A 22,215-nucleotide genomic window follows, 5' to 3' on the forward strand; every position below is an offset into this window, starting at 1 on the left:
GATGACCACTGCAGTACTCGATACCCTCGTCGCGGTGCGACGAACCGCCATGGACTTGCTCGCACGTCGCGAGCATGGTCGAGTCGAGCTGACGCGCAAATTGCGTCAGCGCGGCGCCGAGGCGCAGATGATCGAAACAGCCCTCGACCGTTTGACGGAAGAGGGGCTGCTTTCCGAAGCCCGTTACCTTGAAAGCTTTGTTTCCTACCGTGCCCGTTCCGGCTATGGCCCTCTGCGGATTCGCGAAGAGCTGAGCCAGCGCGGTTTGCAGCGCGCCGATATCGAACTCGCCCTGCGCGAAAGCGGTATCAGTTGGCAGGAGCAATTGCAGGAGACGTGGCAACGCAAGTTCTCCGGGCATTTACCGATTGATGCGAAAGAACGGGCCAAACAGGGCCGGTTCCTGGCCTATCGGGGGTTCTCGATGGAGATGATCAACCGCTTGTTCAGCGGTCGAGGGATGGACGATTAAACCGATTCAATAAAAACGGCCCGCTATGAAAATAGCGGGCCGTTTTTTTTTGCCCTCAAATTACCTTTGACGGTTCGCGGCTGCGTTGCGCTGTTTGCGGTTGGGAATCTGCCCAGTTTTCCGGTAGGTTGATGTAATCGATCAACTCCCTCAGACGCCCGTGAGTGCGCGCGTTGAAGGTGAAGGCCAGTCGCGCCAAATGGCTGAACTGCGCTTCATCGTGTTCCTCGCCGGCGTAGTCGTGCTGATGAAACTGGTCACTCAGGCACAGATCGGCGAATGCTTCCTGCATGTGTTCCAGCGCCTGATCGCTGAGTTTGTGATGCATGCGAATTACGAATTGGCGCTTGAGCCAGCGACTGGAGTGGAAGTTACTGTAGAACTGGTTGATCTGCTCCACCGCCTCGTCGACGCTGTAGACCAGTCGCATCAGTTTCATGTCGGTCGGCAGGATGTAGCGGTTGCTCTCCAGTTGCTGGCGGATAAAGTCCATCGCGCCCTGCCAGAACGTGCCGCCCGGCGCATCCAACAGCACCACCGGCACCAATGGACTTTTACCGGTCTGGATCAATGTCAGCACTTCCAGCGCTTCATCCAGCGTGCCGAAGCCACCGGGGCATAAAACCAGTGCGTCGGCCTCTTTGACGAAAAACAACTTGCGGGTAAAGAAGAAGTGGAACGGCAGCAGATTGCCGGTGCCGTCCACCGTCGGGTTGGCATGCTGTTCGAAGGGCAGGGTGATATTGAACCCGAGGCTGTGATCGCGGCCGGCACCTTCGTGCGCGGCGGCCATGATGCCGCCGCCAGCCCCGGTGATGACCATCATCCCCGAGCGGGTCAAGGCTGCACCGAGTTCGCGAGCCATCGCATACAACGGATGTTCGACCGGTGTGCGCGCCGAACCGAATACGGTGACTTTGCGTCGGCCCTTGAATTGCTCCAGTACCCGAAACGCCTGCTCCAGTTCGCGCAGGGCTTGCAAGGTGATCTTGGCATTCCAGCGGTTATGGTCTTCCTGGGCCATGCGCAGCACGGTCAGAATCATGTCGCGGTAGATAGGGATATTCGGGCTGTTGGGGGAAACACGGTTGAGTTGTTCTTCGACCTTGCTGATGAGGTCGGGGCCGCTTTCCTGAAAATGACGACTGAGCAAGTCATTCGGTTGGTAAGGCATTCAACGTCTCCTTCTGCACAGGGCGTCGGCCCTGACGAGCGGCGTCAGTGCCGCGCTGCAAAAAACACACGATCGGCAGTTCCTTGCCTGCCGTTGAAAAAAGATCGGGAATACACTGAATCTAGACCCTCGCACGGATTTGCGCTGACTTGATCATTGCGCCGTAAAGTTTTGGCTGGCAATCGTTTATTGATTTTCCGCGCGTTGCTTCACCGCTCGTCCGAACGTGCGCCAAGCGGCAATCCCTCTGATTAACTAACGTACAGGCGCCGTACGACAGCTTTGCGTCAACGACCGTAGGCCAGGCGCATGCAATTCAAGGATTCGTGGGTGGCAAGGAGGCGGGACATATGGCCAGAGTGATTCTGGAGATCGATACGCAGTTGTATCGGATGTTGAAAGCGGCAGCCGAGACCAATCAACTCAGTCTCGAAGAGGAGTGCTGCCGGCGGTTGGCGGGCGGCGAGCGCCGTTCACACTATCTGCAGGCCTTGCTGGCCGAACTGCGCGCCGAGGATGAACAGCGGCGCGCCAATTCGCGATGATTACTTCTTCTTCGCTGGGGCGGCTTTCGGGCAATCCGATTCCTGGTAGCTGGCGGAGCCGATCGCTTTGTTGGTTTTCACTTCAGTGAAGTCGTAACGCATGATCGCACCCTTGGCCATCAGCTTGCGGAACGACGGGTTGTTGCACACCGAGGCGCCCAACTGGAAATACACGGCTTTAGGGTCAGCGCGCATTTTGTCGGCGTGGCTCTTCTGCACGCTCAGGTGGTTGATCAACTGCGTGCCTTCCACGGTGAAACCCTGATCAAGAATGTCTTCACTGATGGCGCGTGGCGTGCCGACGCTGCTTTGTGCGGCGACGTTGCGCAGCTCGCGGTTCAGATTCTGCTCACTCAGGGATGCAGCCTGAGCGGTGAAGGACGACGCCAGCAGAATGGCAGCGGTAGGAACGATAAGGCGCAGCATGAAACTCTCCTGATTCAGTGACTGGTGGTTCGACCAGCCCTGTGGCTGTGCGTTCAGTGGCGCCGGATTATAGGGGAGCCGGTCGGGACGGTACAGGTTTGCACTCGCCGCTCTGGTAAACTGCCGGCCTTTATAGCCTTGCCGAGTGCTGTGCGTGTCGAGTTTTCCTGCCGTAAGGCGTTGCCCGTGACCCATCATGCCCCCAACGCCGTAGCCCGCTTGCGCGATCAGCGCGAGGACGAGGGCATCAAGCCGATTCAGGCCCGTGGCTTTCGCTCCGAACGTTGCCGCGATTGCCGGGTGATCATCAGCCATTGCCTGTGCGCCTGGCGGCCGAGTGTCGAAACGCGTTCGGGCGTGTGTCTGATCATGACCGGCAAGGAAGTGTTCAAGCCGAGCAACACCGGTTGGCTGATTGCCGACGTCGTGCGCGATAACCACGCGTTCATCTGGTCGCGCACCGAGCCCGATCCACAGATGCTGGCGCTGCTCAACGACCCGCAATGGCAACCGTACCTGGTGTTTCCCGGCGAATACGTGGAGCCGTCGCGAGTGACCAATACTGTCGCGATCGATAGCAGCAAGCGCCCGTTGTTCATTCTGCTGGATGCGACCTGGACCGAAGCGCGGAAGATTTTCCGCAAGAGCCCGTATTTCGATCGCTTGCCGATTCTCAGTCTGCTGCCCGATAAACTCTCGCGCTACCGCTTGCGCCGTTCGACCCGCAGTGAGCACCTGTGCACCGCCGAAGTCGCGGCGTTGTGCCTGGAGCTGGCCGGTGACAGCGATGCCGCCTCGGCGTTGGACGCCTATTTCGACGTGTTCAGCCAGCATTACCTCGGCGCCAAACAGCAACTGGACATGAATGAATCGACGCCGGCTCACGCCGAGTTGCTGCCCTATATACGAAAGCCGCAGCCCGAGTTGGCCCAATAGTGGCCCATACTGTACAAGCCAGCGGCCGTGCTGCTTGACCACCCCGTCTTCGCTGGGCATGCTTGGCGCCGATTAGGGTGCGGCCAAGGTTTGAAACGCCGTGTTTGCTGTTGATTGGCGTTGAACGTGCCCCTGTGGATATCGCTTGAAAGCGGCATCTTGAGTTGCTTTGGCCAGACCGGAATGCTCCGGGTCTGCCATCAAAAACAGGATCATTTGAAAAATGGCCACATACGACATCCTGATTGCCGATGATCACCCCCTGTTTCGTAGCGCCCTGCATCAAGCGGTGACGCTGGGCCTTGGCCCGGATGTACGGCTGGTGGAAGTGGCGAGCATCGCCGAGCTGGAAGCGCGTCTGACCGAAAAGGCTGATTGGGATCTGGTCCTGTTGGACTTGAACATGCCCGGCGCTTTCGGGTTTTCCGGGTTGGTCATGCTGCGCGGGCAGTACCCGCAGATTCCGGTGGTGATGGTTTCGGCGCAGGAAGAAGCTTCGGTGATGGTCAAATCCCGTGAGTTCGGCGCCAGTGGTTTTATTCCCAAGTCCAGCGACCTCAGCGTGATTCAGGAAGCGGTGCGCAAAGTGCTCGATGGCGATGTGTTCTGGCCGCCACAAGCGTTCGAGGCGGTCAGTGTTTCCGACGAAGCCAAAGCCGCCAGCGATGGCCTCGCCAGCCTGACGCCGCAGCAGTTTCGCGTGTTGACCATGGTCTGCGAAGGCCTGTTGAACAAGCAGATTGCCTATGAACTGAGCGTGTCGGAAGCGACCATCAAGGCCCACGTCACGGCGATCTTTCGCAAGCTGAATGTGCGCACTCGCACGCAAGCGGCTTTACTGCTGCAACAACTTGAGTCAATTCCGAGCCAATAATGGCTGGCGTCTTCACGCTTTTTTGACTTTTGTTGATCTAGCTTTCCCACTCCTTTTTGGTTGGTTTCTACTTTATGTCACCTTTCAAGGGCCAGACCGGCCTGAAACGTATCCTCAATGCCTCCGGTTACTCGCTGGATGGCCTGCGCGCAGCTTTCACTGGTGAAGCGGCGTTCCGCCAACTGGTACTGCTCAATGTGGTGCTGATTCCGCTGACGTTCTTCCTCAGTGTCAGCCGTGTCGAACAAGCGCTGTTGATCGCTGTGTGCCTGTTGGCGCTGATCGTCGAGTTGCTGAATTCGGCGGTGGAAGCGGCCATCGACCGCATCTCGCTGGAACTGCACCCGCTGTCGAAGAACGCCAAGGACATGGGCAGCGCCGCACAATTCGTGGCATTGAGCATGATCGCGCTGGTGTGGGCAGTGATTCTGCTTTAAGCGATTGTCGGCAAAACGATCTCGTCGCTGCGCTGCACCCCGGCGGTGAAAGCGCGGCACAGATCGAGAAATTCGCGCATGGCAGAAGTCTGATATTTCTGTTTGTGCCAGATGAAGTAGAACTGTCGCGCCAGATCCAGATCCGGCGTTTCCACCGGCACCAGACTGCCCCGGCGGAACGCATCACGCAGCGCCAGCCGCGAGATGCAGCCAATCCCTAGTCCTGATTCCACCGCGCGTTTGATCGCTTCGGTGTGTTCCAGCTCCAGACGGATATTCAGTGCGCTGCGATGGTGACGCATGGCCTGATCGAAGGTCAGCCGCGTGCCGGAACCCTGTTCACGCAGAATCCATGCCTCGCGAGTCAGTTCTTCCATGGTCGCGCTGCCGCGTTGGGCCAGCGGATGCTGCGGCGCGCAGAACACCACCAGCTCATCTTCAACCCAGCTCTGCACTTCGATGTCCGGGTGGCTACAATCGCCTTCGATTAGACCCAGATCAATTTCGTAGTGGGCGACTTGTTGCACGATATTGGCCGTGTTCTGTACGTGCAGCTTCACCTGGCTTTCCGGGTGGCGCTGCATGAAACTGCCGATCAGCAGGGTCGCCAGATAATTGCCGATGGTCAGCGTCGCGCCCACCGACAGCGAGCCGAAACCGGATTTGCCGTTGAGCAGGTCTTCGATTTCCTTGGCCTGATCGAGCAGGGCCACCGCCTGCGGCAAGAGCTGTTTGCCGAGGGCGTTGAGGCTCAGCCGTTTGCCGGCGCGGTCGAACAGCTGGCAGCTGGATTGGCGCTCGAGTTCGGTGATCGACGTGCTGGCGGCCGACTGCGAGAGGTTGAGCAGACCCGCAGCACGGGATACGCTTTCCTGCTGGGCGACGGCGACGAAGACTTGCAGTTGACGGAGAGTAAATCGCATATCGATATAACCGATAACCCTTATCTTAATAATCCAGTTAACAGATATTGTCGTCGCTATTAGAATGCGATGCAATTGCGCACCGTCGCCTTCAAAAGCCAGCGCAGACCCAATCTCCAGGAGTCAAACGTACATGAGCAACATGAACCACGAGCGTGTCCTCAGTGTTCATCACTGGAACGACACTCTGTTCAGCTTCAAGTGCACCCGCGATCCGGGCCTGCGCTTCGAGAACGGTCAGTTCGTGATGATCGGCCTGCAACAGCCCAACGGCCGCCCGCTTATGCGCGCTTACTCGATCGCCAGCCCGAACTGGGAAGAGCATCTGGAGTTCTTCAGCATTAAGGTGCAGGACGGCCCGCTGACCTCGCAACTGCAGCACTTGAAGGAAGGCGACGAGATCATCATCTCGAAGAAGCCTACCGGCACCCTGGTTCTCGACGACCTGAACCCGGGCAAGCACTTGTACCTGCTGAGCACCGGCACCGGTCTGGCGCCGTTCATGAGCGTGATTCAGGACCCGGAAACCTACGAGCGCTTTGAAAAAGTGATCCTGGTTCACGGTGTGCGTTACGTCAACGAAGTCGCGTATCGCGAATTCATCACCGAGCACTTGCCGCAGAACGAGTTCTTCGGCGAGGCGCTGCGTGACAAGCTGATCTACTACCCGACCGTGACCCGCGAGCCTTTCGAGAATCAGGGTCGCCTGACCGACCTGATGCGCAGCGGCAAGCTGTTCAGCGACATCGGCCTGCCACCGATCAACCCGCAGGACGACCGCGCGATGATCTGCGGCAGCCCGAGCATGCTCGACGAGACCAGCGAAGTGCTCGACAGCTTCGGCCTGAAGATCTCGGCGCGGATGCGCGAGCCGGGTGATTACCTGATCGAGCGTGCGTTCGTCGAGAAGTAAGCCCCCCTTAAAAAGCCCCCATTGCCTATGCAGGCAATGGGGGCTTTTTTATGCCCGAAACATTTCCTTCATGCCTGCCACGATCCATGTGGGTGCGGCCTCAGGCCGTGGCAGGAATGACTTCGAGCACGCGAATCTGCTCTGGCGTCGGGTAATGCCAGCGCACATCCAGATCCCAGAATTGCGCGCCGTACTCGCGCTCCGGCGCTGGCGTCTGATACGCCGGACGCGGATCCTGGGCCAGGCACTGTTCGATCAGCTCAACCAAAGGCTCGTCGAGGCGCTGAGCGTGTGTGTGCGCTTGTTTCAGTGCTGAGTCCTTCCACTGCACGTCAATCAACTGCGGCGCGGCGCTGGCGATACTGTTGGCGGCGTCGGGGATGATGTCGGCATAAGGCACGTAGGGTTTGATGTCGAGAACCGGCGTGCCGTCGAGCAAGTCGATCCCGGAGATGAACAACCGATTGGCTTCGACGTTGTCCAGTTTCACCACCGATTGGCCGATGCCGTTTGGTCGATGGGTGGCACGGGTGGCGAATACGCCCATGGATTTGTTGCCGCCCAGTCGCGGTGGGCGGACTTTCAGCCGTGGTTTGTCTTCCAGTGCCTGATGGAACAGAAACAGCAGCCAGACGTGACTGACCTGCTCCAGCCCTTGCACGGCGTCACCCTGATCGAACGGCGCCACCAGTTCCAGCACGCCACGGGCGGCGGGGGCCAGTTGCGGTTGACGGGGGATGGCGAATTTCTCCTTGAAGCAGGAGCGCACGAAGCCGATGGGGGAGACGCTGTAAGTCATGGTTTGCATTCGAAGCGGGGCAGGGGTGGGCATGATAACCCGTCCCGCATGAGGTCTGGTGCTGGCAGGGCTGGCCTCTTCGCGAGCAAGCTCGCTCCCGCATTTGATCTATGGCGTGCACAAGATCCCTGTGGGAGCGAGCTTGCTCGCGAAGGCCGCGCCGCCGATCTACAGACTGAACCCACCATCCAGCGGAATAATATTCCCGGTCATATAGGCCCCAGCCGTACTCGCCAGACTGATCGCCAACGCCGCCATTTCCTCTTCACGCCCCCAACGCTTCATCGGAATCAGCGCGGTATCCTCGGCCAATGCCTGCTGGTCATTGCCAATATGCTGGGTCATCTTGCTCGGAAAGCGCCCCGGCGCAATCACGTTGACGTTGATGTGCTGGCTCACCAGTTCCCGCGCGAGAATCCGCGACAATTGATGCAGGGCGGCCTTACTTGGCCCGTAGGCATACGCCTGCTCGCCAAACGAAGAAATCCCCGCCACTGAACCGATGTTGATGATCCGTGCCGGGTTCGCCGCCGAACCCGCTTTGCGCAACAACGGTAGAAACTGCTGGATGCAACTGAACACCGACGTCACGTTGAGCTGCATGACTTTTTCCCAACCCTTGACCGGGTAGCTCTCCAGCGGCGCGCCCCAAGTAGTGCCGGCGTTGTTCACCAGAATATCCAGATGCGTGATCTGCTCGCCCAGGCGCGCGGCCAGTTCCTGCACGCCTTCTTCCGTCGCCAGATTCGCCGCCACGCCGTGACACTTGCCCAAGGCGCTGAGTTCTTCCGCGGTTTGATGGCAGGCTTCGGCGTCGCGCGAGCAGACATAGACGCGCGCGCCAGCCTCGACAAAGGCTTTGGCGATCATTTTGCCGATACCACGGGTGCCGCCGGTCACCAGAGCGGTGCGGCCTTGCAGGGAGAAATACGGGTGCATGGCGAGTCCTGAGTGCTAGGGATCAATACACCCTAGTCGTCAGCCGCGAAAAGCGGAGCCACTATTTTCAGAGGGAATGAGCGGTCATGCGTTGCGGCGGCGACCATCAGTCGCCACCGCAGAAGGGGATCAGGCCGGGCGAACGCGCAGGGTCAGCCCCTTGAGGAAGTTGCGCAGCAACTGGTCGCCGCACGGGCGGTAGTTGGTGTGGCCGACCTTGCGGAACAGCGCACTCAGCTCAGGCTTGGACACCGGGAACTCGGCGGCCTTGAGGATCGCGTGCATGTCGTCTTCTTTCAGTTCGAAGGCCACGCGCAGCTTTTTCAGAATGATGTTGTTGGTCACCGGCACTTCGATCGGCTGCGGCGGACGGCTTTCGTCCTTGCCACGCTTGAAGATCACCAGACCGTCGAGGAAGTGCGCGATGACTTCGTCCGGGCAGCGCACGAAACCTTCTTCGTCTTCTTCTTTCTTGTCGAGCCAGGTCACTACGTCGGCGAGCGCTACTTCCATGCCGCCGAGCTTGATGATTTCGACAACTTTCTTGTCGCTGATGTCGAGCATGTAGCGCACGCTGCGCAGTACGTCGTTATGAATCATGTGAGTAATCCTGATAAGCGTTGTGGGCAGCACGCGGGCGCGCTGCCGGAATGTGTGGCGGCAGTGGAAGTCTTAGAACTTCTCTTTGCCGGACAGGTAGCGCCATTGGCCAACCGGGACCTTGCCGATCGAGACGCCGCCGATGCGGATGCGACGGATGCCGATGACCTTCAGGCCCACCGCTTCGCAAAACTGGGCGATGATGCCGGGCTGCGGGTTCTTCATGGCGAAGCGCAGCCGGTTTTCGTTCTGCCAGCTGGCCTTGACTGGCGGCAGCTCCTTGCCCTTGTGGGTCAGGCCGTGCTGCAGGCGATTGAGGCCGTGGGCGACCATGTCTCCTTCAACTTCAACCACGTATTCCTGCTCGATCTTCGCGGCGTCGGCGGTGAGTTTGCGGAGGATTTTCCAGTCCTGAGTGAACACCAGCAGGCCGCTAGCCTTGGCTTGCAGGTCGGCGCTGGCGGTCAGGCGCAGGAAGTGCCCGCGCAACGGGCGCTTGCTGAATCGGTGTTCTTCGCTGAGGGTTTCGGCGCTCAGCGATTGCATGGCGGTCTCGACATCCATGCCAGCCGGCGCGTTGAGCAGGATGGTCACCGGCTCCGGTGCGGTGGCCTTGGCGTCCTTGTCGAGCTCGACCTTCTGGTCGCCGACCTTGAATTGCGGCTCGTCAATCACTTCGCCGTCCACGGTGACCCAGCCGCCCTCAATGAACAGTTCGGCCTCCCGGCGGGAGCAACCGACCAGTTCGATGAGGCGTTTGGAGAGGCGAATCGGGTCAGTCATGACAGGGCCGTAACAAAAAAGGGGTGGGCATTGTACCTGTGTGGCGCCGGTTAAGCCCGGTTCGATTTACAGGCGCTGAATTCAATGTGGGAGCGAGCTTGCTCGCGAAGGCGTCCTGCCAGTCTATGTGTGCAGTGACTGGTACACCGCATTCGCGAGCAAGCTCGCTCCCACAGGGGTTCCCTGGTGTATCAGCCGTTGCCTGAGCGTTGCTGATTTTGTCGCAGGCGCATGTGCAGCAACGGATACGGCTGGCCCATGCCATCCACCTCCGAACGGCCGATCACCTCAAAACCCTGCTTGAAGTAAAAGCCCAAGGCTTGTGGGTTCTGCTCGTTGACGTCGAGTTCATCGGCATTCAAGTGCTGCATCGCGTAGGTGAGCAGTTTCTTGCCCAAGCCCTGGCCACGATGTTCGGGATCGATGAACAGCATTTCAATCTTGCCCGCTGCAACTCCGGCAAATCCGGTGATGCGCTGGTTAGCATCCTTGGTGCAGATCAGCATTACTGCATCGAGATAGCGGGTGAGCACCAGATTGCGCAGCAGTTCGATATAGCTGTCCGGCAGAAAATCATGTGTCGCGCGAACCGAGGCCTCCCAGACCCGGGTCAGTTCCTGGTAATCGCTGAGTTTCGGCGTGTGGATGACCGAATGGTGACGCATGCCCGTCTGCCTCTTGTCCGTTTCAAGGGAGTCCGTCCCCCGCTAAACGATAGCCGTAAAAAAGCCCCGCATCTCGTAAAAAGAGTGGGGCTTTTTGTATTTTTTGCGGTGTCTGGCTGGCTGTTTCTGTCGCCAGCAAGAGCTCACCCCCTCACCCCAACCCTCTCCCCCAAGGGGGCGAGGGGGAAGGGAGCTGATCTCCGTGCTGTTCAAAGCCTGAGTTCGACTCGAACGTTCAGGTCGGTGCAGCTCGCAAGAACACATAGATCAGTCCCCTCTCCCTCCGGGAGAGGGTTAGGGTGAGGGGCTTTTGACGTTCAGATCAGATCTGCTCAGCCCACAGATCATATTCGTCAGCGTCAGTCACTTTGCACCAGACCTTATCGCCAGGCTTCAAATTACTGCCGTTATCGATAAACACATTGCCATCGATTTCCGGGGCGTCGAAGAAGCAGCGGCCAACCGCGCCTTGCTCGTCAACTTCGTCAACCAGCACTTCAATCTCACGGCCAATGCGCATTTGCAGGCGGGCCGAGCTGATCGCCTGCTGGTGCGCCATAAAGCGATCCCAACGATCTTGCTTGACCTCGTCCGGCACCACTTCCAGATCCAGATCATTGGCCGGAGCGCCATCCACCGGCGAGTACTGGAAGCAGCCGACGCGGTCAAGCTGGGCTTCGGTCAGCCAGTTCAGCAGGTACTGGAAGTCTTCTTCGGTTTCGCCCGGGAAGCCGACGATGAAGGTCGAACGGATGATCAAATCCGGGCAGATTTCGCGCCAGTTCTTGATCCGCGCCAGGGTCTTGTCTTCGAACGCCGGGCGTTTCATCGACTTCAACACTTTCGGGCTGGCGTGCTGGAACGGGATGTCCAGGTACGGCAGGATCTTGCCGGCAGCCATCAGCGGGATCAGCTCGTCAACGTGCGGGTACGGGTAAACGTAGTGCAGGCGGACCCAGACGCCGAGGGTGCTCAGCGCTTCGCAGAGTTCGGTCATGCGGGTTTTCACCGGCGCGCCGTTCCAGAAGCCGGTGCGGTATTTCACGTCAACGCCGTAGGCGCTGGTGTCTTGCGAGATCACCAACAGCTCTTTAACGCCGGATTTGACCAGGCGCTGAGCTTCGTCGAGTACATCACCGACCGGACGGCTGACCAGTTTGCCGCGCATCGACGGGATGATGCAGAAGGAGCAGCTGTGGTTGCAGCCTTCGGAGATCTTCAGGTAGGCGTAGTGGCGCGGGGTCAGTTTGATGCCTTGCGGCGGCACCAGGTCGATCAGCGGGTTGTGATCTTTACGCGGCGGCACCACTTCGTGCACGGCGTTGACCACTTGCTCGTACTGCTGCGGACCGGTCACGGCCAGCACGCTCGGGTGCACGTTGCGGATGTTGCCTTCTTCCACGCCCATGCAACCGGTGACGATCACCTTGCCGTTTTCCTTGATCGCTTCGCCGATCACTTCCAGCGACTCAGCCTTGGCCGAATCGATGAAACCGCAGGTATTGACCACGACCACGTCGGCGTCCTGATAGGTGGACACCACGTCATAGCCTTCCATGCGCAGCTGGGTCAGGATGCGCTCGGAGTCGACCAGTGCTTTCGGGCAACCCAGAGATACAAAGCCAACCTTTGGATTGGCCGGCGCAGGAGTGGTGGACATGTCTAACCTCGGTATTTTGTGACATCGCTTTCTTGGTGCGAAAGCCGACGGATGGGCGCTTAGGGCGCGCCTCTGATCAAAAAGTGCGCAATTCTAGCGGTGAGGAGCGCACTTGACCAGCTTTATGCCGGGAAATACGACGAGTGCTGCGCTATGCTTCGCGCCGTTGAGCTTTACCAATTTTTTACAGTCAACAAAACGTCTGTAACAACAGGTAAAACAGCGCATGCTGCACCACAAAGCATAGTGCTTCATTCAAAGAAGCCGGTTCTGAGAAGTAGGAGTGTTGGATGGGTCAGGCAAGTAGTCATGCGGCAGGCGCCGAGGGTTCGGCAACCAAGCCGCTGAGCATGCTGGTCGCGGCAGTCGGGGTAGTTTACGGCGACATCGGCACCAGCCCGTTGTACACCCTCAAAGAAGTGTTTTCCGGCGGTTACGGCGTACCGGTCAATCACGACGGCGTGCTGGGCATTCTGTCGTTGATCTTCTGGTCGCTGATCTGGGTCGTGTCGATCAAATACATGATGTTCGTGCTACGCGCCGACAACCAGGGTGAGGGCGGCATCATGGCGCTCACCGCACTGGCCCGTCGCGCGGCCGGGCATCGCAAGAAGCTGCGGTCGTTGCTGGTGGTGTGCGGGCTGATCGGTGCGGCGCTGTTTTACGGCGACAGCATGATCACCCCGGCGATTTCCGTGCTGTCGGCGATTGAAGGTCTGGGGCTGGCGTTTGAGGGTATCGACCATTGGGTGGTGCCGCTGTCGCTGGTGGTGCTGGTCGGACTGTTTCTGATCCAGCGTCACGGTACGGCGCGGATCGGCATCTTGTTCGGGCCGATCATGGTCACCTGGTTCCTCGTCCTCGGCGCCCTCGGTGTGTATGGCATCAGCCACACGCCAGAAGTGCTGCATGCGCTGAATCCGGTCTGGGCCGTGCGTTTCTTCATGGTCCACACCGGCATGGGCGTGGCGATCCTCGGCGCCGTGGTGCTGGCCCTGACCGGTGCCGAAGCGCTGTACGCCGACATGGGCCACTTTGGTCGCAAGCCGATTGCCCGGGCGTGGTTCCTGCTGGTGCTGCCGGCGCTGGTGCTGAACTACTTCGGCCAGGGTGCCTTGCTGCTGGACAACCCGGAAGCGGCGCGTAACCCGTTCTATCTGCTGGCGCCGAGCTGGGCGCTGATTCCGCTGGTCGGACTGTCGACGCTGGCCACGGTGATCGCTTCGCAAGCGGTGATTTCCGGCGCGTTCTCCCTGACGCGTCAGGCGATTCAGCTCGGTTACATCCCGCGCATGTACATCCAGCACACCTCCAGCGATGAGCAGGGCCAGATTTACATCGGCGCGGTGAATTGGGCGCTGATGGTTGGCGTTGTGCTGCTGGTGCTGGGCTTCGAATCCTCCGGCGCACTGGCCTCGGCCTATGGCGTGGCAGTGACGGGCACCATGCTGATGACCACCATTCTGGTGTCGGCGGTGATGCTGCTGCTGTGGAAATGGCCACCGATCCTTGCCGTGCCGGTGCTGATCGGCTTCCTGCTGGTGGACGGTCTGTACTTCGCCGCCAACGTGCCGAAGATCGTTCAGGGCGGCGCATTCCCGGTGATCGCCGGTATCGCGCTGTTCGTGCTGATGACCACCTGGAAGCGCGGTAAACAACTGCTGGTCGATCGTCTCGACGAAGGCGCACTGCCGCTGCCGATCTTCATCAGCAGCATCCGCGTGCAACCGCCGCATCGGGTGCAGGGCACTGCGGTGTTCCTCACCGCGCGCTCCGACGCCGTGCCGCATGCACTGTTGCATAACCTGCTGCATAACCAGGTGTTGCATGAGCAAGTGGTATTGCTGACGGTGGTCTACGAAGACATCCCGCGCGTACCGCCATCGCGGCGCTTCGAAGTGGAAGCACACGGCGAAGGCTTCTTCCGGGTGATCCTGCACTTCGGCTTCACCGACGAGCCGGACGTGCCGCAGGCGCTGAAGCTGTGTCATCTGGATGATCTGGACTTCAGCCCGATGCGCACCACGTACTTCCTCAGCCGGGAAACGGTGATTGCCTCGAAGCTAGAGGGCATGGCGCGTTGGCGTGAAGCGTTGTTTGCGTTCATGTTGAAGAATGCCAACGGCAACTTGCGGTTCTTCAATCTGCCGCTGAACCGGGTGATTGAATTGGGGACGCAGGTGGAGATGTAAGCCAGGCCTCAAATTAAAGGCCCCCGTCAGCTTCAAGGCTGCCGGGGGCTTTTTTGTGCCCGCACATAAACTTCCAATCCACTGCAAATCCTATGTGGGAGCGAGCTTGCTCGCGAAGGCTGAGTGTCAGTCGAGACATATGGTGACTGATCCACCGCATTCGCGAGCAAGCTCGCTCCCACAAGGGTTCTGTGGTGTTAGTGGCTTTCAGGCAATTCTTCTTCGGACTCGGTCTTCGTCCGCGCAGGTCGTGGCATCAACGCCTGAATCACATCATCAATCAAGGCTTTGCCCATCACTGTCAGATAATGCGCGGCCCAGGCATGGCGGTCGGTGTCTTTGATGAAGGCTGCATCCTCGGCGAAGGATTTGGCGAGGGATAGCAGGTCGGAGGATTGGGACAAGGCATCGATGATCGGGATGCCGGCGCGGACGTTGAAGAACGCTTGATCCGAGTTGTAGAGGAAAGGGGTGAAGCCGATGGTTTTAAGATCAGGTGGATTGTTCATGGTCAGTTCCCTTGATTTCGAGAGCTGCCGCATCCGATACCAAGCGAATGGGTGACAGCTGTGCGCAGGTTGGTAAACCGGGGAATCAAGGAAACCGGCACGCCCGAAAGCGTCCCACGCACAGCTGCCATAACACAGGGACTCGGACGGGATTTCGCCTGAGTCGTGTCGGGTGCGCTGTTGCGCCTTATTCCACCGGGTTACCAAGCCCGATCGCTGAATGGGTCAGCGACGTCCGGAGAGTATCCCGTCGAAAAACAGCGCAATAGAGCGGCACAGCGCCCCAGCAAGAGTTTCGGAGTTTGCCTACAAGGTCTGTGGGCGTCATCTGATATTGCGAGACTGGAAGTAAACGATACTAAACGTCACGCACGAACTGACGTGTGCAAGGCATTCAGGTACGTATGACGGCATCAGCGGAACAAGAAGTACAGGATGAACCAGAGGAGCTTCGGATCGAAAAGAAGGCCAGTGAACGATTGCTCGTCTTTGATTTGGTCCGCGCAATCAGCCATGACGATATGCGGGCAAGGTATGCAGCGATTAGTGATCGACCCAAGGGCTTGACGACCCGACCTCGGCAGTGAGACAAGTGTCCACGTTTTATGGAATGTGGACACTTGAGGTTTTGAGCTAAATGAAGAGTCAAGACATTTTACTTTTGTTCAAAATGGCCAGTCTCCACGCTCAGGAAGAGAACCTCTTGGGGGAGATGGAGGCCGAATCGAATTCGGACAGGGTCGAAGAGCTGCTCAGGCCTTATGTCGTCAGCCGAATGACCGCAGGGGAGAGTGTGGGGAAGCCATTGGTCACGTATTCCACTGATGGGGAAGACGCAATCTTTCATCGCCGCGAATTCGACTCGCCTTTCGCTGATGGGTCAGGCTGGGAGGGATGGGCAGAACCAGCAGCTGATACACCTCTGACCAGTTGGAGTGATCGGTATTCTCTGCGTGCCCTGTCTGCCTCTCTCGGACTGAGCAAAAGCGAAGTCTCAAATGCTCTCGCCCGATGCCGGGAATCCGGATTGCTCATCCATGACTACGACACCGGCCTTGCCAAAGTGAACCGCCGGGAACTGCTGAAAATTACCGAGCACGCGCTGAAGTACTTCTTCCCGGTCAAGCCAGGCGCGATGGTTCGTGGCATACCGACGGGCTTTGCGGCACCTGCGCTGTCCAAAAGCATCAAGAGTGCGGGTGGTCTGATTCCGGTCTGGCCCGATGCGCATGGAACCGAGAGAGGCCAAGCGATAGCGCCACTTTACAAAACAGTGCCGGAAGCGGTGAAAAAAGACCGGATCCTTTACCACTATCTGGCACTCGCTGATGCAATCCGTCTGGGCGGTCCACGTGAGTGTGGTGTGGCAATCAGTATTCTGAAGGCAGGGATGGGGCTGAAATAACATGTCGTCAAACGCGGATCACAATTACGAGCTCATAGAGTTTGTGGCTGAGGGCTTGGGCGAGGCGTTTCTCGCCGAAGTTGCCTTTGTTGGCGGTTGCACAACAGCCATGCTGGTCACAGATACAGCCGTGCTGGACGACATTCGTTTCACTGATGACGTTGATCTTGTGATCGAGTTGGCCGGTATCAGCGCCTGGAACCAACTCACCGAACGGCTGGCCGTCAAGGGGTTCAAGATCACGGGGGAAGACGAGGTCAATTGTCGTTTTCGCTTCAATGACGTTGTCGTGGATGTCATGCCTTCCGACCCTGCAGTGCTCGGCTATGCCAACCGCTGGTTCGTCGAAGGGCTGGCGAGGGCGGATAAATTCACCCTGCCCAGCGGCACTGCCATCCAGATATTCCAGCCCGCGTATTTTCTCGCGACGAAACTGGAAGCTTTCGCTGGTCGGGGAAATGGTGATCCTTATCACAAGGATGTCGAGGACATGATCATCTTGATCGATGGTCGGCCTGAGCTGTTGGAGGAGGTGCGCCAGGCTGACAGCGACCTCAAGGCGTTCGTCACAGATGGAATCCACAAACTGATGGCGCTCGATGGGGTTGGCTACGTGATCGAAAGTTCAGGCTCGGTGCAGGCGAATCCGGGCAGAGGACAGATTATTCACAGGCGTATGAAAGCGCTGGCCAACGCATGAGATACCACTCCCGATCAATCACTGGGCGAGCCAGCAAGGCAAATAATGACTATGCCGGAGCGACCTGTGAGGGGGACGGTGGTTTTTTTGTCGTCACGGATGGCACTTCCAAGCGCGGCAGTGGACAGCTGGCTGAAAGCTTCGTAAGCGGCATGTTGGCGGCTCATTCCACACAGATGCAGCAGGGGAGCTATCCTGCAGAACCCGCAGCTGTTGAGCGTCTATTGGGTTCAATACTTGCGGATTTTCATGCGTCGTTGCCTGCTGGTCAGACGGGAGCCATCTGTTACCTGATTGGATTGGTCGCCCATGGCCGACTTACCGTTGCATACGAGGGAGACTGTTCATGCGGCATTGTGACGTTGGCGGGTGCCATCGAGTGGATTACGCCACCTCACTGCAAGGCCAATTGGCGGCGCGACCGTTCGCACTGTGAGTTGGCGCAAGACCCCGCGCGAAATTCGGTAACGCGATGCTTGAAGATCAATCGGGTCCCGAACCCTGACTTTGTTTGTTGTGCTCTGGACACTGTTGAGCGCTTGGTATTTGTCACTGATGGATTTTGGGCGGACTTGACGCAAGCGCAGCAAAGCAGTTTGTTGGCGGCGCCGGATAGCGACATTAGCGTTGGCGACGATGATGTCACGTGGATAGATGTTCAGCTTGGCCAGCAAGACTGACGAGTTGTCTGAAACCAGCGCAATTCCCTTGTAGGAGTGAGCCTGCTCGCGATAGCGGTGTGTCAGTTGGCAACTAGGTGGCTGACACTCCGCTATCGCGAGCAGGCTCACTCCTACAGGGGAATGGGTTCATCGTCCGAGATGTAAAAAGCCCCCGTAACTGTGAAGTTGCGGGGGCTTTTTGTGGGCGTGGCTCAGATCACTCTTCGGCGACCGAGTCCTTGCTCTGACGCTTCTCGATCAAGTCCACCAAGCGCTTGGCCAGCGCCGGGTAGTTCTCGTCGAAGTGGTGGCCACCAGGCAGTTTCACTGCTTCGCCGACTGCAGTCTTGTCCGTGCAGCCACTTTCATCGGTCTCTTCTTCACCGTAGATGCACACAACCTTGGCCGCTGGCAGCTTGGCCATCTCCGGGCCGGTGGCGGCTTCTTTGCCGGCATTGCCCAGCCAGCCTTCGACTTCGATTTCGAAGCTGCCGGTGCGGGCGAAGGCCAGCAGGATGATCGCGTCTACACGCTGCTGCTCGGTGTCTGGCAGGCGGTTGTAGATCGCCGGCAACACGTCAGCGCCGAACGAGTAACCGGTGAGGATGAAGCGCTTGGTGCCCCATTTCTGCCGGTAGTGCTGCATCAGTTCGGTCAGGTCCAGCGCGCTTTGCTCCGGGCTCTTATGCTGCCAGTAGTAGCGCAGGGTGTCGATGCCGACCACCGGGTAGCCGATCTTGGCCATTTCACCGGCCACGTCGCGGTCGAGATCGCGCCAGCCGCCGTCACCGGAAAGGAACAGGGTCACGGTGTCCTTGGCTTGACCGGCCGGCACTTCAACCACCGGGATCGCCAGACCGCCGTTGGCCTTGTCGCCGCCGACGAGGATCTTGCGCAGTTCGTTGTTGAGCACTTGCGGCAGGTTGATGTCGTAGTCACTGATGCTGGTTTCGGCGTTCGGTTGATCGCGCACGAAACCTGCGCTGGCGTCGTCCGGGTTGTCGTTCCACGCCACCAGCCAGTGGCCGTGGGCGGCGGATTTCGGCAGCAGGTGGGTGCAGCCACCCTTTTCCAGCGCGAGGTCGACGGACACGGCTTGGGCTTTGTCATCTTTCTGTTCCGACAACCAGCGCCACGCCAATACGGCGCCCGGGCCAATGCCGCTGACCAAGGTAGCGGGGCCATTCAGTTCACGCAGACCCGATTGCAGGGCGCGGCTTTGCAGCAGGCAGTCCTTGGGCAGAATCACCTGAACGATCTGCGCCGAAGCGCTGCGGCTCAGGGTGGTCAGTTGTTTTTCACTGAGTTTCTGGTCGTCGTTGACCGCTATCAGGACCTGCGCCTTGGGCTTGGTGCCGGGGATGATGCGGGTCATGGCGGCGCCGTCGGCCGGGGTCAGCTGTTCGACGGTCGGTTCCGGTGCCGGGCGTTTCAGGTACCAGAAACCGCCGCCGGCAATCACGGCCAGCACGATCAGTGCGGCCAGGATGTACTTCAGGGAGCGTTGAATCATCAGCGTTTCACCAATCCAGTCAAGCCGCCCGCGATCAGGGCAGCAGTGTCGGCCAGCGCCACCAACGGATCGAGTCCGGCGGGCACGGCCATATAACGGGGTTCCCAGTCAGGCTGGAACTTGTCTTTGAAGCGGCGCAAGCCTTGGAAGTTGTACAGCTGCTCACCACGGCGGAAAACCATCGAGCCCAGACGCTGGGTCAGCGGTGCACCACGCCGGGGTTGCAACCCCGACAACGGCACCATGCCCAGGCTGAAGCGCGCGTATCCGTGACTCTTATAGTGTTGAATCAGGCCGACCATCATGAATTCCATGGTCAGCTTGGGGGCGTCCGGGTGCGCGCGCATCAGGTCGAGACTGGCCAGGTCATGGCTGTAAGTCTCGAGCAGGTTGGCGAATGCCACCGGGCGACCTTCGAAGCGAATCACCGCGATGCGGAAATGCTTCAGGTAATCGTCGCTGAAGCGGCCGAGGGAGAAGCCTTTCTCACGCACGTTCTTGCCGGTCAGCCACGCATCGGAAATCACTTTCAATTCGTCCATCGGCGCTTGGCCCGGCTCGTGGATCTCCAGCGACAAGCCATCGCGTGTGCCACGGTTCCAGGTGTAGCGCAGGTCCTTCATCTCTTTGCCCTTGGCTTCCAGGTCAAAGCGAAGCAGATCGACCCGGGCTTCTTCGCCGAGTTTGATCGCGGTCAGGCCGATGTCCATGTAGTACGGCAGGTTCTCCGCGCGCACCTGGTAGAACACCGGGCGAGCGTGGTGAATGTCGCAGAGGTCGCGGAACTGCCAGATCATCTCGGCGCGCTGCTGGCCGGGGCCGATCGGGTCGTACAGCGCCACCAGGCTGCGGCCACGGCGTGCGTACATCAGGAACGCTTCGTCGTTCTGGTGAAACAGCAGCGCCTTGTCACCGGTCAGCGCGAGGCCACCGTCGGGTTGCGACGACGCCATCAGAATCTTCGCCGCGCGATCGAGCTCGTCAGGCGTCGGCAGGTGAATGACCGGGCGCGCGGTGCGCAGCAGCCAGGTCAGCGCGATGACCAGCAACAGCACGGCAGCGCCGAGCAGCGAGCGCAGGCCACGCGGGGCGTCAGCGTCGAGGGTGAACTGCCACCACAGTTGATGGCTGTACGGCACGTCCTGATAGGCGAACAGCAGCAGCCACGTCGAAGCACCCAGCACACAGAGGCTGGCCACCAGATACAGGGGGGAGAAGGGCAGTTCGGTCAGGCGGCTCGGGCGATAGAACGAGCGACGGAACACACCGAGCAGGGCTGCGGTGAGGGTCATCAGCGTCGCTTCTTCCCAGTCGAAACCTTTAAGCAGCGAGAGCAGGGCGCCGACCAGCAGCAGAATGGTGGTGAGCATCCACGCCGCCGACAAGCGCCGACGCAGGCCCTGAGCGAGCATCAGGCAGAGCACGCCGATCAGGCTGGCGCCGAAGTGCGAGGCGTCGACCAGACGATGCGGGATCAGAAAGCCGATGTGTTCCAGACGTGTATCGATCTCGGGCGTCGCACCAGAAAACAGCAGCACCACGCCGGACAGGAACACCAACACCGCCAGAATCGGTGCCGCCAGGCCGGACGCCGCGCGCATGGTCTGGGTTTGAAACAGGCGTTGGCCTTCGTTGATCAGCAGGAATACGCAGGCGACCAGCAGCGGCAGCACCACATAGATCAGGCGATACAGCAGCAGCGCCGCGGCCAGTGGTGCGGCACCTAGCGTGTCGGCGAAAGCGGCCAGCAGAATCGCTTCGAACACACCGACACCGCCGGGCACATGGCTGAGTACGCCGGCAGCCAATGCCAACAGGTACACCAGCAGGAATGCGCCGAACGGCGGCGCCTCCGGCAGCAATAGATAGAGGACAGTAGCGGCAGCGGCAACGTCGAGCGCGGTGATGATCAGTTGCAGGAACGTCAGGCGGCGGCCCGGCAGGCGCAGCGTGCGCCGGCCAACCCTGACCAGCAGGTTGTCGCGCAACGGTTGTTCCGGCAGGCGCCGACGGTAGATGCCGATAGCCAGTACTGCGCCAAGCGCCAGCACAACAGCGGCAACCGTGCCGAGCAGACCTTCGGACAAACCCAGGGCTTGAGAGGCAGCAGGCAGGTCGCTCAGCGTTGCCAGTGCAGCCAGCGGCGGCAAGGCGCAGCCCAGCGACAAACTGGCGAACAAGGTCATGTGCGCGACTTCCGACGCCCCCAGACCCAGTCGTGCATATAAACGGTAGCGAACCGAGCCACCGGACAGCAGCGACAGACCGATCGCATTACCAATCGCAAACGCGGTGAAGCCGCCCAGCGCCAATGTGCGCGGCGGCAAGGTCACGCCGGCATAGCGACTGGCCGACCATTCATAGCCAAGCAGAATAATGAAGCCGACCACGGTCGCACCGAAGGCGCCGAGCAAGGCGGGTTTCGGCACGTCAAGAATCGAGTCGTGCAACGCATCGAGATCGAGTTCGGCGAGCAGATGACGACAGGCAATCAGCGCAATGGCGAACAACAGCAAGGTGACCCCCAGCCCGATGGGCTGACGGTATTTGCTCAACCGATCCAGCAAGCGCAGGCGCTCGGGTTTGATCGGGTGTTCCGCTGTGACGGTGTCTTGTGGATCAGACGAGTTGGCGCGCATCAATCACCTCTTGGATTGTGCGCGACAGGATGGAGGTATCCAGCCAAGTTACCAATCCCTGTAGAAAAAAATAATCACAAAATACTACGCCTCTCACCGGGTATCGGCGAGGGCAGTTCCTGGATTGCAGAGGCCTTGCCTGCGACTCAAGCATAGTCGCAAGTGAGGACTTCTGAAGATCCCAAGCGGTTCACTGCACAGTGACAGATCATTGTTGCGAAAGGACTTTTTCAACAGATACAAAAAAGGCCACTCTTTCGAGTAGCCTTTTTTGATGTTTGGTTGCGGGAGCCGGATTTGAACCGACGACCTTCGGGTTATGAGCCCGACGAGCTACCAGACTGCTCCATCCCGCGTCTGTGTGGCGGCATTCTACAGGCGAACGGCGAGGTGTCAACCGCTAATCCCGTAAAGGGTCAAATAAGTGTGCATTCGCGTCAAACGGTCGC

General features: G+C 59.3%; 23 protein-coding genes and 1 tRNA gene. 10 read left to right on the top strand and 14 right to left on the bottom strand.

All coding sequences use genetic code 11. From position 1 onward, the window contains the following. The first annotated feature begins 1 nt into the window (after window position 1). Window positions 2-472 carry a recombination regulator RecX gene (gene recX / locus AB4O11_RS14550; protein WP_093436430.1) on the top strand — a complete coding sequence of 157 codons (471 nt, stop codon included), beginning with the start codon at window positions 2-4 and terminating at the stop codon, window positions 470-472. A 55-nt stretch (window positions 473-527) separates the two neighbouring features. On the opposite strand, the gene AB4O11_RS14555 is transcribed toward recX, so the two are convergent. After that, on the bottom strand, window positions 528-1,646 hold the full coding sequence (locus AB4O11_RS14555) for an LOG family protein (protein WP_093436427.1): 1,119 nt from the start codon (window positions 1,644-1,646) through the stop codon (window positions 528-530). 350 nt (window positions 1,647-1,996) lie between these two features. Here AB4O11_RS14555 and AB4O11_RS14560 point away from each other — a divergent pair, with 350 nt between their 5' ends. Continuing rightward, the gene (locus tag AB4O11_RS14560; protein ID WP_077571372.1) at window positions 1,997-2,191 is read left to right on the top strand and encodes a hypothetical protein; all 195 of its coding nucleotides are present in this window, start codon (window positions 1,997-1,999) and stop codon (window positions 2,189-2,191) included. Here AB4O11_RS14560 and AB4O11_RS14565 read toward each other — a convergent pair whose 3' ends face one another. Beyond that, on the bottom strand, window positions 2,192-2,617 hold the full coding sequence (locus AB4O11_RS14565) for a PA3611 family quorum-sensing-regulated virulence factor (RefSeq protein WP_016985722.1): 426 nt from the start codon (window positions 2,615-2,617) through the stop codon (window positions 2,192-2,194). A gap of 186 nt (window positions 2,618-2,803) precedes the next feature. On the opposite strand from AB4O11_RS14565, the gene AB4O11_RS14570 reads away from it, so the two are divergent. Beyond that, window positions 2,804-3,553 carry a tRNA-uridine aminocarboxypropyltransferase gene (locus AB4O11_RS14570; RefSeq protein WP_007908736.1) on the top strand — a complete coding sequence of 250 codons (750 nt, stop codon included), beginning with the start codon at window positions 2,804-2,806 and terminating at the stop codon, window positions 3,551-3,553. 72 nt (window positions 3,554-3,625) lie between these two features. Here the strand turns inward: AB4O11_RS14570 and AB4O11_RS14575 are convergent, their stop codons facing one another. After that, complete coding sequence (locus tag AB4O11_RS14575) at window positions 3,626-3,784, bottom strand: hypothetical protein (protein ID WP_157786312.1); 159 nt, start codon at window positions 3,782-3,784, stop codon at window positions 3,626-3,628. Between AB4O11_RS14575 and erdR the strand changes: the two genes are divergently transcribed. After that, complete coding sequence (gene erdR / locus AB4O11_RS14580; protein WP_095119237.1) at window positions 3,777-4,427, top strand: response regulator transcription factor ErdR; 651 nt, start codon at window positions 3,777-3,779, stop codon at window positions 4,425-4,427. The two genes, AB4O11_RS14575 and erdR, sit on opposite strands and share 8 nt — an antisense overlap. 74 nt (window positions 4,428-4,501) lie before the next feature. Continuing rightward, window positions 4,502-4,864: a diacylglycerol kinase gene (locus AB4O11_RS14585; protein WP_099758166.1), complete on the top strand. Its 363-nt coding sequence runs from the start codon at window positions 4,502-4,504 to the stop codon at window positions 4,862-4,864. On the opposite strand, the gene AB4O11_RS14590 is transcribed toward AB4O11_RS14585, so the two are convergent. Then, the gene (locus AB4O11_RS14590; RefSeq protein ID WP_093436421.1) at window positions 4,861-5,787 is read right to left on the bottom strand and encodes a LysR family transcriptional regulator; all 927 of its coding nucleotides are present in this window, start codon (window positions 5,785-5,787) and stop codon (window positions 4,861-4,863) included. The genes AB4O11_RS14585 and AB4O11_RS14590 overlap by 4 nt on opposite strands. A 133-nt stretch (window positions 5,788-5,920) precedes the next feature. Here AB4O11_RS14590 and fpr point away from each other — a divergent pair, with 133 nt between their 5' ends. Then, window positions 5,921-6,700: a ferredoxin-NADP reductase gene (gene fpr / locus AB4O11_RS14595; RefSeq protein ID WP_007908723.1), complete on the top strand. Its 780-nt coding sequence runs from the start codon at window positions 5,921-5,923 to the stop codon at window positions 6,698-6,700. Between the two features lie 100 nt (window positions 6,701-6,800). Here the strand turns inward: fpr and tsaA are convergent, their stop codons facing one another. From tsaA to rimO, 6 genes are all read right to left on the bottom strand, one after another. Continuing rightward, window positions 6,801-7,499, bottom strand: a complete 699-nt coding sequence (gene tsaA, locus AB4O11_RS14600; RefSeq protein ID WP_460127284.1) for a tRNA (N6-threonylcarbamoyladenosine(37)-N6)-methyltransferase TrmO — start codon at window positions 7,497-7,499, stop codon at window positions 6,801-6,803. A 168-nt stretch (window positions 7,500-7,667) separates the two neighbouring features. Further along, window positions 7,668-8,438 (bottom strand): SDR family oxidoreductase, encoded by a 771-nt coding sequence (locus AB4O11_RS14605; RefSeq protein WP_093436415.1) that lies wholly within the window; start codon window positions 8,436-8,438, stop codon window positions 7,668-7,670. 129 nt (window positions 8,439-8,567) lie between these two features. Further along, the gene (locus tag AB4O11_RS14610; protein ID WP_007908719.1) at window positions 8,568-9,038 is read right to left on the bottom strand and encodes a YehS family protein; all 471 of its coding nucleotides are present in this window, start codon (window positions 9,036-9,038) and stop codon (window positions 8,568-8,570) included. Window positions 9,039-9,110: 72 nt separating this feature from the next. Continuing rightward, on the bottom strand, window positions 9,111-9,821 hold the full coding sequence (locus tag AB4O11_RS14615; RefSeq protein WP_042704893.1) for an rRNA pseudouridine synthase: 711 nt from the start codon (window positions 9,819-9,821) through the stop codon (window positions 9,111-9,113). Between the two features lie 191 nt (window positions 9,822-10,012). Beyond that, on the bottom strand, window positions 10,013-10,486 hold the full coding sequence (locus AB4O11_RS14620) for a GNAT family N-acetyltransferase (protein ID WP_093436409.1): 474 nt from the start codon (window positions 10,484-10,486) through the stop codon (window positions 10,013-10,015). Window positions 10,487-10,808: 322 nt separating this feature from the next. Next, on the bottom strand, window positions 10,809-12,146 hold the full coding sequence (rimO, locus tag AB4O11_RS14625) for a 30S ribosomal protein S12 methylthiotransferase RimO (protein ID WP_150792523.1): 1,338 nt from the start codon (window positions 12,144-12,146) through the stop codon (window positions 10,809-10,811). Window positions 12,147-12,496: 350 nt separating this feature from the next. On the opposite strand from rimO, the gene AB4O11_RS14630 reads away from it, so the two are divergent. Next, complete coding sequence (locus AB4O11_RS14630; RefSeq protein ID WP_371748304.1) at window positions 12,497-14,338, top strand: potassium transporter Kup; 1,842 nt, start codon at window positions 12,497-12,499, stop codon at window positions 14,336-14,338. A 197-nt stretch (window positions 14,339-14,535) separates the two neighbouring features. Here the strand turns inward: AB4O11_RS14630 and AB4O11_RS14635 are convergent, their stop codons facing one another. Continuing rightward, a complete protein-coding gene (locus AB4O11_RS14635) occupies window positions 14,536-14,847 on the bottom strand; it encodes a DUF3077 domain-containing protein (protein WP_186622138.1) in 312 nt (103 codons plus the stop codon). 637 nt (window positions 14,848-15,484) lie between these two features. Here AB4O11_RS14635 and AB4O11_RS14640 point away from each other — a divergent pair. Genes AB4O11_RS14640 through AB4O11_RS14650 form a run of 3 tightly spaced genes read left to right on the top strand, consistent with a single transcriptional unit; the run spans window position 15,485 to window position 17,632 of the window. Continuing rightward, window positions 15,485-16,252, top strand: coding sequence for a MarR family transcriptional regulator (locus tag AB4O11_RS14640; protein ID WP_460090038.1), 768 nt, complete (start codon window positions 15,485-15,487; stop codon window positions 16,250-16,252). A gap of 1 nt (window position 16,253) precedes the next feature. Then, window positions 16,254-16,952 carry a hypothetical protein gene (locus AB4O11_RS14645; RefSeq protein ID WP_460090039.1) on the top strand — a complete coding sequence of 233 codons (699 nt, stop codon included), beginning with the start codon at window positions 16,254-16,256 and terminating at the stop codon, window positions 16,950-16,952. Then, on the top strand, window positions 16,949-17,632 hold the full coding sequence (locus tag AB4O11_RS14650; RefSeq protein ID WP_460090040.1) for a serine/threonine protein phosphatase: 684 nt from the start codon (window positions 16,949-16,951) through the stop codon (window positions 17,630-17,632). The genes AB4O11_RS14645 and AB4O11_RS14650 overlap by 4 nt, the downstream gene beginning before the upstream one ends. A gap of 199 nt (window positions 17,633-17,831) precedes the next feature. Here AB4O11_RS14650 and AB4O11_RS14655 read toward each other — a convergent pair whose 3' ends face one another. From AB4O11_RS14655 to AB4O11_RS14665, 3 genes are all read right to left on the bottom strand, one after another. Then, complete coding sequence (locus tag AB4O11_RS14655) at window positions 17,832-19,127, bottom strand: AcvB/VirJ family lysyl-phosphatidylglycerol hydrolase (RefSeq protein ID WP_116254535.1); 1,296 nt, start codon at window positions 19,125-19,127, stop codon at window positions 17,832-17,834. Next, the gene (gene mprF / locus AB4O11_RS14660; protein WP_093436385.1) at window positions 19,127-21,766 is read right to left on the bottom strand and encodes a bifunctional lysylphosphatidylglycerol flippase/synthetase MprF; all 2,640 of its coding nucleotides are present in this window, start codon (window positions 21,764-21,766) and stop codon (window positions 19,127-19,129) included. Before mprF ends, AB4O11_RS14655 begins: the two co-directional genes overlap by 1 nt. A 279-nt stretch (window positions 21,767-22,045) precedes the next feature. Next, a tRNA-Met gene (locus AB4O11_RS14665) sits at window positions 22,046-22,122 on the bottom strand. Window positions 22,123-22,215 lie beyond the last annotated feature (93 nt).

It is taken from the genome of Pseudomonas sp. H1_D05 (assembly GCF_054682705.1).

Excerpts from the sequence above, each read along its gene's own strand:
- fpr (WP_007908723.1), top strand. The coding sequence starts at position 5,921 with ATGAGCAACATGAACCACGAGCGTGTCCTCAGTGTTCATCACTGGAAC.
- AB4O11_RS14565 (WP_016985722.1), bottom strand. The coding sequence starts at position 2,617 with ATGCTGCGCCTTATCGTTCCTACCGCTGCCATTCTGCTGGCGTCGTCC.
- AB4O11_RS14605 (WP_093436415.1), bottom strand. The coding sequence starts at position 8,438 with ATGCACCCGTATTTCTCCCTGCAAGGCCGCACCGCTCTGGTGACCGGC.
- rimO (WP_150792523.1), bottom strand. The coding sequence starts at position 12,146 with ATGTCCACCACTCCTGCGCCGGCCAATCCAAAGGTTGGCTTTGTATCT.
- AB4O11_RS14615 (WP_042704893.1), bottom strand. The coding sequence starts at position 9,821 with ATGACTGACCCGATTCGCCTCTCCAAACGCCTCATCGAACTGGTCGGT.
- erdR (WP_095119237.1), top strand. The coding sequence starts at position 3,777 with ATGGCCACATACGACATCCTGATTGCCGATGATCACCCCCTGTTTCGT.
- recX (WP_093436430.1), top strand. The coding sequence starts at position 2 with ATGACCACTGCAGTACTCGATACCCTCGTCGCGGTGCGACGAACCGCC.
- AB4O11_RS14645 (WP_460090039.1), top strand. The coding sequence starts at position 16,254 with ATGTCGTCAAACGCGGATCACAATTACGAGCTCATAGAGTTTGTGGCT.
- AB4O11_RS14635 (WP_186622138.1), bottom strand. The coding sequence starts at position 14,847 with ATGAACAATCCACCTGATCTTAAAACCATCGGCTTCACCCCTTTCCTC.
- AB4O11_RS14640 (WP_460090038.1), top strand. The coding sequence starts at position 15,485 with ATGAAGAGTCAAGACATTTTACTTTTGTTCAAAATGGCCAGTCTCCAC.
- AB4O11_RS14555 (WP_093436427.1), bottom strand. The coding sequence starts at position 1,646 with ATGCCTTACCAACCGAATGACTTGCTCAGTCGTCATTTTCAGGAAAGC.
- AB4O11_RS14585 (WP_099758166.1), top strand. The coding sequence starts at position 4,502 with ATGTCACCTTTCAAGGGCCAGACCGGCCTGAAACGTATCCTCAATGCC.
- AB4O11_RS14620 (WP_093436409.1), bottom strand. The coding sequence starts at position 10,486 with ATGCGTCACCATTCGGTCATCCACACGCCGAAACTCAGCGATTACCAG.
- AB4O11_RS14560 (WP_077571372.1), top strand. The coding sequence starts at position 1,997 with ATGGCCAGAGTGATTCTGGAGATCGATACGCAGTTGTATCGGATGTTG.
- AB4O11_RS14655 (WP_116254535.1), bottom strand. The coding sequence starts at position 19,127 with ATGATTCAACGCTCCCTGAAGTACATCCTGGCCGCACTGATCGTGCTG.
- tsaA (WP_460127284.1), bottom strand. The coding sequence starts at position 7,499 with ATGACTTACAGCGTCTCCCCCATCGGCTTCGTGCGCTCCTGCTTCAAG.
- AB4O11_RS14650 (WP_460090040.1), top strand. The coding sequence starts at position 16,949 with ATGAGATACCACTCCCGATCAATCACTGGGCGAGCCAGCAAGGCAAAT.
- mprF (WP_093436385.1), bottom strand. The coding sequence starts at position 21,766 with ATGCGCGCCAACTCGTCTGATCCACAAGACACCGTCACAGCGGAACAC.
- AB4O11_RS14630 (WP_371748304.1), top strand. The coding sequence starts at position 12,497 with ATGCTGGTCGCGGCAGTCGGGGTAGTTTACGGCGACATCGGCACCAGC.
- AB4O11_RS14610 (WP_007908719.1), bottom strand. The coding sequence starts at position 9,038 with ATGATTCATAACGACGTACTGCGCAGCGTGCGCTACATGCTCGACATC.
- AB4O11_RS14590 (WP_093436421.1), bottom strand. The coding sequence starts at position 5,787 with ATGCGATTTACTCTCCGTCAACTGCAAGTCTTCGTCGCCGTCGCCCAG.